This window comes from Kitasatospora sp. Root107, from assembly GCF_001424875.1.
Taxonomy (GTDB): Bacteria; Actinomycetota; Actinomycetes; order Streptomycetales; family Streptomycetaceae; genus Kitasatospora.
Window position 1 is genome coordinate 1 of sequence record NZ_LMCT01000056.1, and the last position, 13,892, is coordinate 13,892.

Genomic DNA, 13,892 nt, shown 5'->3' on the forward strand with positions numbered 1-13,892 from the left:
GTTGGGGGCGTCCAGCGGTACGGCCCGGTTGACCGCGACGTGGATGCCCCAGAGCGGGTTGGGGCTGCTCACCGACCAGTCGCTGCCGGCCACCAGCCGGGCTCCGGCCCGCTGCAGGTCCCCGAACGGGTACTGCCAGGCGGCGCGTTCGGAGCCCAGGAACGGGATGGTGAGCTCGTCCATCTGCGGCTCGTGCGCGGCCCACAGCGCCTGGATGTTGGCACCTGCGCCGAGCTCGGCGAACCGGGCCAGGTCGTCGGGGTGGATCACCTGAAGGTGCGCCAGGTGGTGGCGGTTGTCCCCCACGCCGTTGGCCGCCCGGGCGGCCGCCAGCGCGTCCAGGGCCTGGCGGACGGCGCGGTCGCCGAGCGCGTGGAAGTGCACCTGGAACCCGGCGGCGTCCAGTGCGCAGACCGCCTCGGTGAGCAACTCCGGGCCGACGAAGGTGAGTCCGGAGTTCTGGGTGGGGCAGCCGCAGGCGTCCAGGTAGGGCTCCAGCATGCTGGCGGTGAAGTTCTCCGCGATGCCGTCCTGCATGATCTTCACGGTGGTGGCGGCGAACCGCCCGACCTGTCCGCCGCGTCGGCGCTCCTCCAGATCGGGCAGCTGCTCCAGGCCGCGTTCGCGGTCCCACCAGAGCGCGCCCACCACCCGGGCCTTCAGCGAGCCGTCGGCCGCCGCACGCAGGTAGACCTGGTAGTTGTCGGGGTTGCCGGGGAAGGCGCCGATCATGGCGTCCTGCCAGCTGGTCACCCCGAGCGAGAACAGGTGTTCCTGGGCGACCAGCAGACCGGCCTGCGCCTCCTCCGCCGTCGCGACCGGTACGTGGTCGGCGACCAGGTCCATCGCCCCCTCCTGCAGGGTGCCGGCCGGGCTGCCGTCCGCCTCCCGCTCGATCCGGCCGTCCGCCGGGTCGGGGGTGTCGCGGTCGACGCCCGCCAGCCGCAGGGCCGCCGAGTTCACCCAGGCGCCGTGCCCGTCCCGGTTGGTGAGCAGCACCGGCCGGTCCGGCACCACGGCGTCGAGCATCGCCCGGGTCGGGACGCCGCCGGGGAAGACGTCCATCGACCAGCCGCCGCCGCAGATCCACTGCGCCTCGGGGTGGGCCTCGGCGTACTCCGCGACCACTGCCAGGTAGCCGTCCACCGAGCGCTCGGCGGACAGGTCGCAGCGCAGCATCTGAACGCCGGCCACCGCCGGGTGCACGTGGGCGTCCTGGAATCCGGGGACCAGCAGACCGCCCGCGAGGTCGACCACCTCGGTGTCCCGGTCCACCAGCAGCCGGACCGACGTCTCGTCGGCGACCGAGATGATCCGGCCGTTGGCGACCGCCACGGCGGCCTCGACCGGCGCGGGGCCGGTGGCGGTGAAAACCCGGCCACCGACGAAGACGGTGTCTGCCCGCTGCCCTGGTGTGTCCTGTGTGCCCTGTGTCGTCAACGGAACTCCCCCTCGGCGGGCGGGCCCGCACGTCGTGTTGTTGAGGAGGAGTGAACGGCAGCGCAACACTGTTGTCAACGGTGTTGCGCTAACTGGTCGGCAGATCGATACACTGAGGTCACTATGTCGAAGCCACCCGTGACTCCAGCCCGCAGCAAGCGCGTTGGCGCTCAGCTGACACCCGAGGCGATCATCGATGCGAGCCTGCGGATCGCCGCCCGTGGCAGCGCCGACGCCTTCACGGTCCGACGACTCGGCGAAGAGCTGGGCACCGATCCGACCGCGATCTACCGACACTACCGGGACAAGGACGAGCTGCTGCTCTCCGTCGCCGACCGGACCCTGGGCGAGGTGCTCGACAGCATCCCGGCCGGCCTCGACTGGAAGGGGCGGCTACGGGCGCTGGCGGACGGCTCGCTCGCGGTCGCCCTCAAGTACCCGGCCGTTAGCTCAGCGATGGCCAGCAGGACCACCAGACGCACCAACGAGTTCCGGGTCGTCGAGCTGATCCTCGGAGCCGTCCGCGAGGCGGGCCTCGACGGCGTCGAGGCGGCCGTCCACTACCGGATGGTCGGCGACTCGCTGCTGGCCTACGTCGGCCAGCGGGCTGCCTACCTGCTCTTCGACCCGGAGGTCAGGGCCGGTGACGAGTCGTCCTGGAGTCGGGAGTACCGGCTGGTCGACGCCGAGGGATTCCCGAACATCGCCCGACTGGGCCGGGAGTTGGCCGAGGTGACGCACGACCAGATCTTCCATGCCAGGGTCGAGGCCCTGATCACCGCGATCGAGCAGCGGGCCGAGGCCGTTCGCGGGGCGTGACGCCGGGGGTGGGTACGGGTGCCGGTTCTGCACGAGAGCGCGCAACACCGTTGACAACGGTGCTGCGCGAGCGCTTCACTCCCCATCAACTCGAAAAACGCGTCGGGCGCCATGCCGCCGCGCGAGCCTCTCCGAACTGTCTCCGCCTGCGGTCCCCCACTTGATGCCGCAGGGAAGCCACCCTCCCGAGAAGAGGCACCACATGAACCGCGTACCCTCCGGCCTGCCCTCGACCCGCTCCGGATCCCCCGCCGGAGACCGGGCCGGGCTGCCCGATCCGCTGCGGGCGGTCTTCGCCACCCTCGGCGAGGCCCGGCGCCGCCGGATGCCCGTCGCCGAGGTCGCCGGAGAACGAGCCGCGCAGGCCGAGCGTGCCGAGCAGCAGCTGAGCCGTCGTCAGCTCCTGGGCACCGCCGGCGCGCTCGCCGCCGCCTCCGTACCCGCCGGGATGCTCGCCCCCTCCCGGGCCGCCGCTGCCACCGCACCCCGGGTGGTGGTGGTCGGGGCCGGCCTGGCGGGGCTGCGCTGCGCCCATCAGCTGTGGAACCGGGCCAAGCCGGTCGCCGCCACGGTCTACGAGGCCGACACCACCCACCTCGGCGGCCGCTGCTGGTCGCTGCGCGGCTTCTTCGAGGGCGGCCAGGTCAGCGAGCACGGCGGCTCGTTCATCAGCTCCACCGACAAGGCCGTGCTCAACCTGGCCAACAGCCTCGGCCTGCAACGCGAGTACGCGAACGGCGGCGAGCTGGACACCGGCGACTACGCCGGGTGGGTCAACGACTCGCTCTACAACGGCAGCCAGCAGCAGGACGACTGGATCGCGACTGCCTTCGACGCGTTCAGCGCCTCCTACCGGGCCATCGGCACACCGCGCTACGACAACTACACCGCCGAGGCGCGCCGGCTCGACCAACTCTCCTGCCTGGACTACCTCGCCGAGATCGGCCTGCCCGCGAACTCCCGGCTCGGCCAGCTGATCCAGGCCCTCCAGCTGCAGACCGGCGGCGAGCCCGGGCAGTCCTCGGCCCTGAACATGATCGGCTTCCTCGGCGGGTCGAGCATCTTCGCCGGCGGCCGCGGCTTCGACGAGAAGTACCACCTGGTGGGCGGCAACGACCAGTTGGTGACCGGAATGGTCGGCCAGCTGCCGGCTGGGGCGGTCAAGCAGGGGTACGAGCTGATCGCCCTGGCCCGGAACGGCGACGGCAGCTACACCTGCACCTTCGACCACTGCGGCAGCACCGTCTCGGTCCCGGCCGACCACGTGGTGCTGGCGCTGCCGTTCAGCACCCTGCGCAAGGTCGATCTGTCCCGGGCTCAGCTGTCCCCGCTGAAACTGACCGCGATCCGGGAGCAAGGGATGGGCCAGAACGCCAAGTTGGTCACCCAGCTCACCCGGAAGACCTGGCCCGCCCTCGGGTACAACGGCATCTCCAACACCGGCCCGCTCGGCTACCAGACCGCCTGGGACGGCTCGGTGCAGCTCGGCGAGGCGGGCGCACCGGCCCTGCTGGTCAACTTCCCCGGCGGCGACGGTGCCCGCGACCGGCTCACCGGCGCGGCCCACGGCCCGGCGCCGGCCGCCGACGTGAACGCCTTCCTCGCCCAGATCGAACACGTCCACCCCGGCACCACGGCCGCGTACAACGGCCGGGCGTACGAGGACCACTGGTCGCTCGACCCGTGGCACCTTGGCGCGTACCACTACTACAAGGTCGGCCAGTACACCGCGTTCGCGGGTTACGAGGCCGTCCAGGAGGGCCGGATCCACTTCGCCGGCGAACACACCGACGTGGACAACGCCACCCTCAACGCCGCACTGGTCTCCGGCGCCCGGACGGCCGCCGAGATCACCGCGCAGCTCTGACCGTTGGGGGCGCAGGCCGAATTCAGTTGCTCCGGGGGAGAGTGCTCCCCCTACAGTGGCGGCCATGCGCCCTCAACTGAGCGCCGCCGTCAGTGCGGTGTGGTTCCACGTGTCCTCAACCGATCGAAGAACCGTCCGGCAGACAGCCGTTGGGGAGATCCGGTGACCGGGAGCCGACGTCCGTTCCGGGCGCTGCTGACCGCGATCAGCCTCGCCCAGGCCGGCACGGCGGTGTCGGTGATCGCCCTGCCCTGGTTCGTCCTGGTGACCACGGGCAGCGCCACCAGCACCGGCCTCACCGCCTTCTGCGAACTCGTCCCGTACGTTCTCTGCAAGGGCCTCACCGGCCCGGTGGTCGACCGGCTCGGGGCCCGGCTGATCTCCTGGACCGCCGATGCGGTCAGTGCCCTGGCAGTCGGACTGGTCCCGCTGCTGCACGCGCTCGACCTGCTGCCGCTCTGGGCCCTGCTCCTGCTGGTGGCCCTGGTCGGGACGGTGCGCGGCCCCGGCGACCTGTCCAAGGACGTCCTGCTCCCCGAGACCGCCGAGCTCGGCGGGGTGCCGCTGGAGCGGGCGACCGGTCTGCTCGGCGTGGTGAACCGCCTGGCCTCGACGGTCGGCCCGGTCGGCGGCGGCGCGGCGGTCGCCGTGGCCGGGCCGATGACCGCACTGCTGCTCAACGCGGCGGCTTTCCTGGGGGGTTCACTGATCATCGGCGGGCTGCTGCCGACCGGGGTCGGCCGGCCCGCCCCGGGGCGAGCCACTGGTGATCACCGTCACCGCGCTGTTCGCCGCCACCAACCTGCTGGATGCCGCCCTCTCGAGCGTCCTGCTGCCGGTCTGGGCCCGGGAGTCCGGCCACGGGCCGTCCGCGATCGGGTTGGTGGCCGGCGCCATGGGTGTCACGGCGCTGGGCGGCAGCCTGCTGGCGGCCGTGTACGCAGCCCGGCTGCCCCGAAGGCCCGTATTCCTGACGGGCTTTCTGATCGCCGGTGCGCCCCGCTTCCTGGTCCTCGCCCTGGACCTTCCGCTGTGGCTGGTGACCGCCGTGTTCGCGGCATCGGGCTTCGGCGCGGGCTTCGTGAACCCGATCATCGGTGCGGTGCTGCTGGAACGGATACCGCGCCCGCTGCTCGGCCGGGTCCGGGCGATCAGGGACTCCGTGGTCTGGGCGGGCATCCCGGTGGGCGGCCTGCTCGGCGGTCTCGCGGCGAGCGCGGCCGGGCCCACTCTCGTCCTGACCGTCGCCGGCCTCGGCTACCTACTGGTCACCCTCTTCGCCGTACTGCGGCCCGAGTGGCGGCAGTTGGATCGCCCGGGCACCGCGCTGCGCCGCCGAACCAGCCCACTGCTGACCCGTGGCTGCCGTCCGGACCTCCCGTCCGACCGGGGTGCGACGTACGTTCCCCGGCTGCCGTGCTGACATCCGACCGTTGCTACCGAGGGGTAGCCAACGACCGACTCCAGGGCTGACAGTGGGTCACTGAACGCGTACATTCACCTGCTTGCACCGCCTCGTACCCTAACCCTCAAGGGAGAGACCGTGAGAAACGCCAGGTCAGGCACGATCAGAAGGGCCCTCACCCGGACCCTCTGCGTCGCGGCCCTACTGTCCGGGCTGCCCACCGGACTGAACGCGGCGGCCGCCGCCCCGGCCACCGCGACACCTCAGACCGGTGCGCAGCTCGCCGCCTCCTGGACCGGACCGCTCAGCACCCGGGGCCGCTGGATCGTGGACGCGAACGGCAACCGCTTCAAGCTGAAGTCCGGTAACTGGGAGGGCGCCCAGGGCACTTGGCAGGGCAGCGGGGACATCGGTGATCCCGCGAATCACATGCACGGGGAGGACGCGCACAACATGCCGCTGGGGCTGGACCGGGTCCCGATGGCGAAGATCCTGGCCGACTTCCACGGGCTCGGCATCAACAGCATCAGGCTCCCCTTCTCCAACGCCCTCCTCCACGACACCACCCCCGTGCCGGACGCGGCCGTCGCGGCCAACCCCCAGCTGCGCGGGTCCACCGGGCTCCAGGTGTTCGACGCGGTGGTCGCCGCGCTGACCGCCGACGGATTCGCTGTGATCCTCAACAACCACACCACGACGGCCCGTTGGTGCTGCGGTCTGGACGGCAACGAGCGCTGGAACAGCGGGCAGTCCACCGAGCAGTGGATCGCCGACTGGGTCTTCGTGGCCGAGCGCTACCGGGCGAACAAGCGGGTGGTCGGCGCCGACCTCCGTAACGAGATCCGCCGGGACGTCTGGGACGACCCCAACTGGGGCTGGGGCGACTCGCACGACGCGAACGCGGCCTTCGAGGCCGCCGGGAACCGGATCCTGCAGGCCGCACCTGACCTGCTGGTCGTGATGGAGGGCATCAACTGGTACGGCATCCCGCTCGACGGGCTGCCGCACGGCCGGCCGGTGCTCGCCCCCGTCCGCACGCTCTCCAACACCCTGATCAACTCGGGCAAGTTGGTGTACGCGGCGCACTTCTACGCCTACACCGGCCCGGCCAACAGTGGTGCGGGCAGCGGGCTCGGGGCCACCAGCGACCCCCGCTACCAGGACTTCACCGCCGCCGAGCTCGCCCAGGTGGCGGACCGGGAGGCGCTGTTCGTCACCCAGTCCGGGCAGCACTTCACCGCCCCCGTGTGGATCAGCGAGTTCGGCGCCGGCGGGCGTGGCTCGAACGACGCCAAGGAGCAGGCCTGGCTCCGCAACTTCACGGACATCCTGGTGGCCAATGACACCGACTTCGCGATCTGGCCGCTGGTCGGCTGGACCAAGGACGGTGCGCCGCTGGACAGTTGGTCCCTGCTCTCCTACGCCCCTGACGGCTCCCGGCTGAGCATCGACGATCCCGGTGACTGGCGGGTGACGGACTGGCGCAGGCTGGTCGGAGCTCCGGGCCTGACCGGGCCGGTGGCCCGGGTCGACCACTGGAACATGCTCAACCTCGACCACGGCGACTACGTCGTCTCGTCCCGGATGCTCGCCCTGCCCGACTGGGACTCGGGCGCCCGCAAGGGCAACTGCCCGGACGGCCAACGCCTGACCGGCCTCGGCCGCAGCGACAGCCGGGGCCTGTGCACCGACTCGGCCCAGCCCGGGCTCACCAACGCGCCCTACCTGCGCGTCACCGACGAGCGCTATGTGACCGGGGACGACTGGGCATCCGGGTACAACAAACTGCAGTGCCCGGACGGGCAACTTGCGGTCGGCTACAGCGTCCGGGGCAGCGCGATGGCGTCCCTGCTCTGCGCCCAGGCGAACGCTCCGCTGCCCGCATCGGGCCGGAACGTGTGGTTCGACCACGGTGACAACCGTCCGGCCAACGGCGGCTCGACCGCCAGTGACTGGGCCCCCGGCTACTACAAGGGCCAGTGCACCGACCGGGAGTACGTCGCGGGCGTCGCCTTCACCTGGAAGTGGAACCACGGCGGGGTGCCCGACGCCCTGCTCTGCCGACCGCTGAGCTGAACCGTCGGCGCCGGGCCGCAGGTCGGAAGGCCTGCGGCCCGGCGCCGGACGGTACGGGTCAGCGCCCAGCCTCCGCGAGGGCTTCGATGGCGGGGACGAGCGCGGCCGGGGTGGGCAGGGCGTCGTTCTCGGCCCGCAGGCGGACGGCGGCCTCACGGAGCTCCGGGTCGCCGACCAGGCGCGCGAGCAGCGCGGTGTCGACGTCGCCGGAGCTCGAGCGCAGGGCGGCACCGGTCGCGGCGAGGATGTCGGCGACGACGAAGTTGTCGGCGCCCTGGGGAAGCAGCAGTTGGGGAATCCCCGCCTGGAGGCCGGTGAGCGTACTGCCGGAGCCACCGTGGTGGACCACCGCGTCGCAGACCCGCAGCAACTCGGCCAGCGGGACCCACGGCAGCGGGCGGACGTTGGCCGGAAGCGTGCCGAGGTGGGTGAGGTCGGCGCCGCCGACGGCGAGCAGGAACTCGGCGTCCACGGAGGCGGCGGCCTCGATCAGCCGGGTGATGGCGTGCACGCCGTCCACCTCGGTGACCACGGTGCCCAGGGTGACGGCGACTCGCGGCCGGCTGCCGCGGCGCAACAGGTCGGCGGGGACCACGCCGCCGCCGTTGTAGGGGAGATAGCGCATCCGCAGACCGCCCGGGTCGCCGCCGAGCGAGGCCGGGACGACGTTCAGCGGGGTGGTCTCGGCCGGGCCGGCCACGCCGTGTGCCTCGTAGACGTCGGTGAAGTGATCGGCCAGCCGCGCCGCCATCTCGAGGCCGGAGGTGAAGCCGAAGTTCTGCAGCGCCGCCGGGATCTTGAGCTTGGCCGCGACCAACTGGGCCGAGGCCAAGCAGGAGTCATGGATCAGCAGGTCGGCCTCCCACTCCCCGGCGGTCGCCAGCAGCCCGTCCACGGTGGCCCGGGAGGCGTGCGCGAAGGCGGCGGCCGCCACCTCGAGGATCTGGTCCTGGGTCAGATCCGGCCTGGCATACCTCGGTTGCTCACCACTGGCGGCCTCGAACGACTCCCGGAGCGACCGGCCGTCGCCGATCTCGACTATCGGGAAGCCGGCCTCCCGAAGCTGGTCGAGCGGCTTCGGGCTGGCGAACAGGACCTCGTGCCCGGCAGCCCGCAGGGCCTGTGCCGTCGGCACCATCGGGAACAGGTGGCTGGGCGCGGCCGGGCCGGTGAAGAGAATGCGCACGGTTGTCTCCTGGTCGTTGACGGATTGCACGGGCAGGGCCCGTCACTCCGCCAACTGATGGAGAGTCAGTTCGCGTTCCCGGCACGATCGACATTCGGACGTTCTCGCACGGGCCTTGCCAACAAGGGCTCGGTGTGATCCCGGTGCATCGGAACGGCCGTGTGGTCGGTGGGCCCGGCCGGCTTCGTCAGCCCCGGTCGCCCAGGTCCAGGCGGTCGGCCAGGCCGGCCTTGGCGAAGGCGGCTGCCAGTTCGTCACCACCCTCGGTGAAGTGGGCCCAGCTGTCGTAGTGGACCGGAACCACCCGGCGGGCGCCGAGGATCCTGGCGGCCTCGGCGGCCTGGACGCTGTCGAGGACGAGGACCGCGCCGTCGAAGAGCACGGGGAACCGGGGAGCCCCGGCGAAGAGGATCGCGGTGTCCACCGGGCCGAAGCGTTCGGCGATCTGCTCGACCGCGTCGAGCGAGGCGTTGTCACCGCTGACGTAGACCGTGGGCAGGCCCTCCCCGGTCAGGACGAAGCCGACGACCTGGCCGGTGACCGGCTCGACCTCCTCACGTACCCCGGGGCCGTGGATGGCGGGCACGGCCGTCACGGTGACCGTGCCGCCGCCGGGGCGGTCGAGCTCGACCGACTCCCAGTCGGCCAGCCCCCTGGCCGTGCCCCCCAGCCGCTCCCCGCCGCCGGGCGTGGTGAGGGTGAGCGGGACCTCGGCGAGCAGGGCCCGGCCGGAGGTGTCGAGGTTGTCGGGGTGCTCGTCATGGGAGAGCAGGACCACGTCTATGCGGCCGAGACCGGCCGGTCCGGCGGCAGCGGGCGCCGTCTTGGTCAGCAGGGCGCCCGGCCGCTGGTAGTCGCCGGGGGCGTCGAAGGTCGGATCGGTCAGGAACCGCAGGCCGCCGTAGTCGAAGAGGGCGGTCGGGCCGCCGAAGACGCGGACGGGGATCTGCTCAATAGTCGTGCTGGTACTGGTCATTCAGACACCTCACGGATGAGAAGCGGTCTATCCGTGATGAACGTTAGCGGGTTCTCACGGAAGAGCGCAAGACGTACCATGAGAGTCATGAGCGAGACCCAGACCGGCGAATCCGTGTTGCCGCCCGCGCCAGGAGCGGCGGACTACCTCGCCCTCGACTTCGTCAACAGCGCCATCGCGCTGCCCGGCGGGCAGTTCATCGACCTCCTCGGCACCCCCGAGGCCGCGAATCACTGGCTCACCGAACGCGACCTGGCGCCGGCCGACGCCGGGGTACGGGAGATGTGCGCGACGCAACTGCGCTCGATGCGCGAACACATCAGGGCCCTGTTCGCCGCCCGGACGGCCGGGCTGCCCGCCCTGCCCACCGCTCTGTCAGCCGTCAACGCCGCGCTGACCAGGGCCCCCACGGCCGCCCTGCTGTACTGGGACGAGACGAACGGCCCCTACCGGGCGGCACCGTGCCCCACCACCGAGATCCTCGACCACGCCCTCGCGACCCTCGCGGCCAACGCGGCCGACCTCCTCACCAGCCCCGACGCCGACCGCCTCACCGCCTGCGGCTCCACCCCCTGCACCCGCTACCTGCTGCGCCACGGCCGCGGCCACTGGTGCTCCACCCGCTGCGGCGACCGGGTCCGCGCCGCCCGCGCCTACGCCCGCCGCACCCAGCCGCCGAGTTGAGCGATCTGCCGGCCCCCTCTCGACAGCGTCCGTACCTCCGAAGGAGGAGGGTGGATCACCTCAGCGGCTGACTCGGGGTCAGTGGTCCGCTGCCTACGCTGGCGGCGTGTACCGACTCCATGCATGGTTCCTCCACCGTCCCGCCGCCGTCGACGGTGCCTGGGCGATGTGCCTGTTGCTGCTGGGCGGGTGGGCGGCGACCGAACTGCCCGGGCCGTTCGGCCGGCCGCACCTCGGCTGTCTGGCCGTCGGGGTGGTGTTCGCGGCTCTGATGCTGCTGCGCCGCCGGCATCCGGACCTGGTCGTACTGGCCGGGATCGCGGTGGGCATCGGGGAGTTGCTCGCCGGGGCCGAACCTGGCCTGCTGCAGGTCGGCTGTCTGGTACTGGCCCGCTGGGCCGCCTGCTTCGGCTCACCCCAGGTGTCCCGGGCCGCATTGGTGAGTGTGCTGGCGGTCGGGCCGCTGGCCACTGCGCGGGGAGTCGCCGACGGCAGCCTGGGCGACTTCTCGGTCTGGCAGTTGGCGCGCATCTCGGTGGCGTACTCGGTCCCCTTTGTGGCGTGCTGGGTCTGGGGGCTCTGGGCACGAGCCCGGCGTACCGAGCTGGCCGAGCTGGCGGACCGGGCCGCGACGGCCCGCACCGAACTGGTCCGCGAGGCCGTACGCGCCAGGATGGCCCAGGAGTTGCACGACGTGATCACGCACGATCTGACGGCGATGACCGTCCAGGCCGGCGGGGCCGAACACGTGCTGCCGGTGAACCCCCGGCTGGCCGGGGACGCCGTGCGTGGCATCAGCCCCCAGGGGCGCCGACTCCTGGCCGAACTCGCCCGCCTGAAGCGGGTACTGACACCCTGACCGCCGCTTTTACCGCTTCACGATCACGTCGTGTTCGCCGAGGCGGGGCCGGGTGTCTCCGTCCGGAAGGCTCTGGTGCCCTACCCGATCTCCACCACCCGGGCCCAGTCCGGTGGCGTGTCCGGTACGTAGTCGGGGTCGTCCTCGTCCCAGGAGCCGGCCGGCCGCGCGCGCGGGAACAGGCCCACCACCGTGCGACACGGTGGCCGACTGCTCGGCCAGGGTGTCTGACCGTCGGTCAGGACCACGATGACGTCTGGCCGCTGGCCCGTCCGCAGTGCCCTGGTGAAGCCCGCCCGGAGGTCCGTGCCGCCACCGCCCACCAGTGGGATCCCCTCGGCCCGGCACAGCTGGTGCACGATCCCGGACGCCGCGTCGCAGGGCAGCACGCTCACCAGGTCGCGCCGGCCGCAGAGGGCCTGGGAGATCGCGGCCACCTCCCGCAGCGCGCTGCCCAGTTCGGCGTCACTGACCGACCCGGAGGTGTCGATGATCACGGCGACCCGGGGCGGGCGGCGGCGCAGGCTCGGCAGGACCACGCCGGGCACTCCGGCCGAGCGGCGCGACGGGCGGCCGTAGGTGTAGTCCTCGCCCGCACCGGAGCCGGAGGCTGCGGAGCGGACCGCCGCTCCGAGCAACTCCCGCCACGGCTGCGGCGCTTGGAACGCCTCCTCCGCCCAGCGCTGCCACCCCTGCGATGCGCTGCCGGGCCGGCCGGTGATGCCCTGCGCCACCCGGAACCGGACCGCGTCGCGCTCCTGCGGGCTGAGGCCGTGCGCGCCGTCCGGTCCCAGCTCCCAGTCCCGGTCGAGTCCGTCGGCCCCGCTGCCGCAGTCCAGCCAGGCCAGGCTCTGGGTGTGCGGCCCGAGCCGGAACTGCCGCAGGTAGTCCTCCATCAGCTCCCCTGCGGACAGCCCCAAGTCCCTGGGCTGAAGGGCGCCTTCGGGCTGGACAAGACCGTCGCCGAACACGTCGTCGTTGATCTCGCAGTCCGCCGCGATGTTCATCCGCAGCCGCTCCCCCGGGCCGGTCAGCCCACGTTCACGGGCGACCCGGTCGCTGCGCCCGTGATGGTCGCGGAGCAGGTGGGACACCTCGTGCACCCAGACCCCGGCCAGCTCCTCCTCCGGCGTCCGGGCCACGAAGGCCGGGGAGACGTAGCACCGCCAGTACCGGTCCACGGCCATCGTCGGCACCCGGCGCGACTCCACCACGTGCAGCGCGAACAGCGCCGTCGCCAGGTACGGCCGGGCCCGGGCGGCGTGCAGCCGGGCGGCGAACAGCCGGTCCCGGTCCAGTACTTCCGGTGCAGCCGACGCTCCCGGTACGGTCATCGGCCCGCCTTCGCGCCGACCGCGACCCGGGCGGCGACCTGGTCGGCCCGTCGGGACAGCGAGACCACCCCGGCGAGCCGCTCAATGGCCGCCGGTACGTCCCAGTCCTCGCGGCGCAGAGCAGCCAGCGTGTTCGCCGGGACCACCACCAGATCCGGTGCCCCGGTCTCCAACGCCCGTACCAACAGCGCCCAGGCGGCGTCCCAGCGGTCCCGCTCCGGGCGGTTGCGGACCGCCGCCACCACTCCGTCGAGCACCGCCTGCCGCAGGTCCCCCCGCTCGGGCAGCACGGCACCGGCGGGATCGGCGAGCAGCTCTTCGGGGTCGGGGAGGTCCATCCGGTCCAGGCTCGCCAGCAGTTCCAGCCCCGGGCCGTCCCCCACCGTGCCACGGACCAGGAGGGAGAGGACCTCCCTGGACGAGCCGGCCGCCGTCGCGAAGGCGACCAGGGACAGCGCCATGTCCCAGCTTCGGGGCGACGGCCAGGGGCCGCCCCGACGGGTCTCGTTGGACGGCAGCCGGTGCACCAGCCCGGGACGGGCGGCGAGCAGACCGCAGACCGCACGCCGGGCGAACTCCACGGCAGCCGCCAGCCGTTCGGGATCGAGGCGGGGCAGCGTCGCCCGGGGCCAGGTGCCACCCAGGCCACGGACCACGACCTCGTGGTCGTGGGTCCACTGCAGGTGGACGAAGCGGTTGGCCAGCGGCGGGCTCAGCTCCCAGCCGTCGGCCGCCGAGGCACGCGGGTTGGCGGCGGCCACGATCCTCACCCCGGGCGGCAGTTGCAGGGCCCCGATCCGCCGCTCGAGCACCAGGCGGAGCAGGGCCGCCTGGACGGCCGGCGGCGCGGTGGAGAGTTCGTCCAGGAAGAGCAGGCCCCGGCCGGCCCGCACCAACCGGACGGCCCAGTCCGGCGGGGCCATCGGGACGCCCTGTTCGGCCGGGTTGTCGCCGACGATGGGCAGCCCGGAGAAGTCCGACGGTTCGTGGACGCTGGCGATCACCGTGGTCAGCGGCAGGTCCAGGGTCTCCGCCAGTTGGGTGAGAGCCGCGGTCTTGCCGATCCCCGGCTCGCCCCAGAGCAGCACCGGCAGATCGGCGGCCACCGTCAGGGTCAGGGCCTCCAGTTGGACGTCGGGGCGCGGCTCGGTGGTGGAGTCCCGGAGCAGGGCCAACAGCTCTCCGGCGATGTCGAGTTGGGATACCTGGGGATACGAGGGCATGTCTGATCACCTGTTGTCTGTAG

Annotated in this window: 11 protein-coding genes and 1 pseudogene; 7 read left to right on the forward strand and 5 right to left on the reverse strand. The window is 72.5% G+C overall.

Features of this window, described 5'->3' with window-relative positions:
• Positions 1-1,440 (reverse strand): amidohydrolase (locus tag ASC99_RS30275; protein ID WP_157531860.1); only part of this gene is annotated, 1,440 nt, incomplete at its 3' end.
• Between the two features lie 123 nt (positions 1,441-1,563).
• Between ASC99_RS30275 and ASC99_RS30280 the strand changes: the two genes are divergently transcribed.
• From ASC99_RS30280 to ASC99_RS30295, 5 genes and pseudogenes are all read left to right on the forward strand, one after another.
• Positions 1,564-2,259, forward strand: a complete 696-nt coding sequence (locus tag ASC99_RS30280) for a TetR/AcrR family transcriptional regulator (RefSeq protein WP_057241038.1) — start codon at positions 1,564-1,566, stop codon at positions 2,257-2,259.
• A 202-nt stretch (positions 2,260-2,461) separates the two neighbouring features.
• The gene (locus ASC99_RS30285; RefSeq protein WP_057238036.1) at positions 2,462-4,126 is read left to right on the forward strand and encodes an NAD(P)/FAD-dependent oxidoreductase; all 1,665 of its coding nucleotides are present in this window, start codon (positions 2,462-2,464) and stop codon (positions 4,124-4,126) included.
• A 237-nt stretch (positions 4,127-4,363) separates the two neighbouring features.
• Positions 4,364-4,837 (forward strand): annotated as a pseudogene (locus ASC99_RS42405) (MFS transporter); the annotation flags it as partial.
• Between the two features lie 55 nt (positions 4,838-4,892).
• Positions 4,893-5,549, forward strand: a complete 657-nt coding sequence (locus ASC99_RS42410) for an MFS transporter (protein WP_063857237.1) — start codon at positions 4,893-4,895, stop codon at positions 5,547-5,549.
• A 120-nt stretch (positions 5,550-5,669) separates the two neighbouring features.
• Positions 5,670-7,607 carry a cellulase family glycosylhydrolase gene (locus ASC99_RS30295; RefSeq protein WP_082598766.1) on the forward strand — a complete coding sequence of 646 codons (1,938 nt, stop codon included), beginning with the start codon at positions 5,670-5,672 and terminating at the stop codon, positions 7,605-7,607.
• A gap of 58 nt (positions 7,608-7,665) precedes the next feature.
• On the opposite strand, the gene ASC99_RS30300 is transcribed toward ASC99_RS30295, so the two are convergent.
• Both ASC99_RS30300 and ASC99_RS30305 read right to left on the reverse strand, forming a co-directional pair.
• Complete coding sequence (locus ASC99_RS30300; protein WP_057238053.1) at positions 7,666-8,793, reverse strand: nucleotide disphospho-sugar-binding domain-containing protein; 1,128 nt, start codon at positions 8,791-8,793, stop codon at positions 7,666-7,668.
• A gap of 187 nt (positions 8,794-8,980) precedes the next feature.
• On the reverse strand, positions 8,981-9,769 hold the full coding sequence (locus ASC99_RS30305) for an MBL fold metallo-hydrolase (protein WP_057238064.1): 789 nt from the start codon (positions 9,767-9,769) through the stop codon (positions 8,981-8,983).
• 87 nt (positions 9,770-9,856) lie between these two features.
• Here ASC99_RS30305 and ASC99_RS30310 point away from each other — a divergent pair, with 87 nt between their 5' ends.
• Both ASC99_RS30310 and ASC99_RS30315 read left to right on the forward strand, forming a co-directional pair.
• On the forward strand, positions 9,857-10,453 hold the full coding sequence (locus ASC99_RS30310; protein WP_057238071.1) for an ABATE domain-containing protein: 597 nt from the start codon (positions 9,857-9,859) through the stop codon (positions 10,451-10,453).
• A 106-nt stretch (positions 10,454-10,559) separates the two neighbouring features.
• Positions 10,560-11,312: a histidine kinase gene (locus ASC99_RS30315; RefSeq protein WP_157531862.1), complete on the forward strand. Its 753-nt coding sequence runs from the start codon at positions 10,560-10,562 to the stop codon at positions 11,310-11,312.
• Between the two features lie 80 nt (positions 11,313-11,392).
• On the opposite strand, the gene ASC99_RS30320 is transcribed toward ASC99_RS30315, so the two are convergent.
• The gene (locus ASC99_RS30320; protein ID WP_057238076.1) at positions 11,393-12,646 is read right to left on the reverse strand and encodes a VWA-like domain-containing protein; all 1,254 of its coding nucleotides are present in this window, start codon (positions 12,644-12,646) and stop codon (positions 11,393-11,395) included.
• A complete protein-coding gene (locus ASC99_RS30325) occupies positions 12,643-13,869 on the reverse strand; it encodes an AAA family ATPase (protein WP_057238078.1) in 1,227 nt (408 codons plus the stop codon). Before ASC99_RS30325 ends, ASC99_RS30320 begins: the two co-directional genes overlap by 4 nt.
• Positions 13,870-13,892: the final 23 nt, after the last annotated feature.

Coding starts and splice junctions, on each gene's coding strand:
- ASC99_RS30280 (WP_057241038.1), top strand. CDS start 1,564: ATGTCGAAGCCACCCGTGACTCCAGCCCGCAGCAAGCGCGTTGGCGCT.
- ASC99_RS30285 (WP_057238036.1), top strand. CDS start 2,462: ATGAACCGCGTACCCTCCGGCCTGCCCTCGACCCGCTCCGGATCCCCC.
- ASC99_RS30305 (WP_057238064.1), bottom strand. CDS start 9,769: ATGACCAGTACCAGCACGACTATTGAGCAGATCCCCGTCCGCGTCTTC.
- ASC99_RS30310 (WP_057238071.1), top strand. CDS start 9,857: ATGAGCGAGACCCAGACCGGCGAATCCGTGTTGCCGCCCGCGCCAGGA.
- ASC99_RS30320 (WP_057238076.1), bottom strand. CDS start 12,646: ATGACCGTACCGGGAGCGTCGGCTGCACCGGAAGTACTGGACCGGGAC.
- ASC99_RS30325 (WP_057238078.1), bottom strand. CDS start 13,869: ATGCCCTCGTATCCCCAGGTATCCCAACTCGACATCGCCGGAGAGCTG.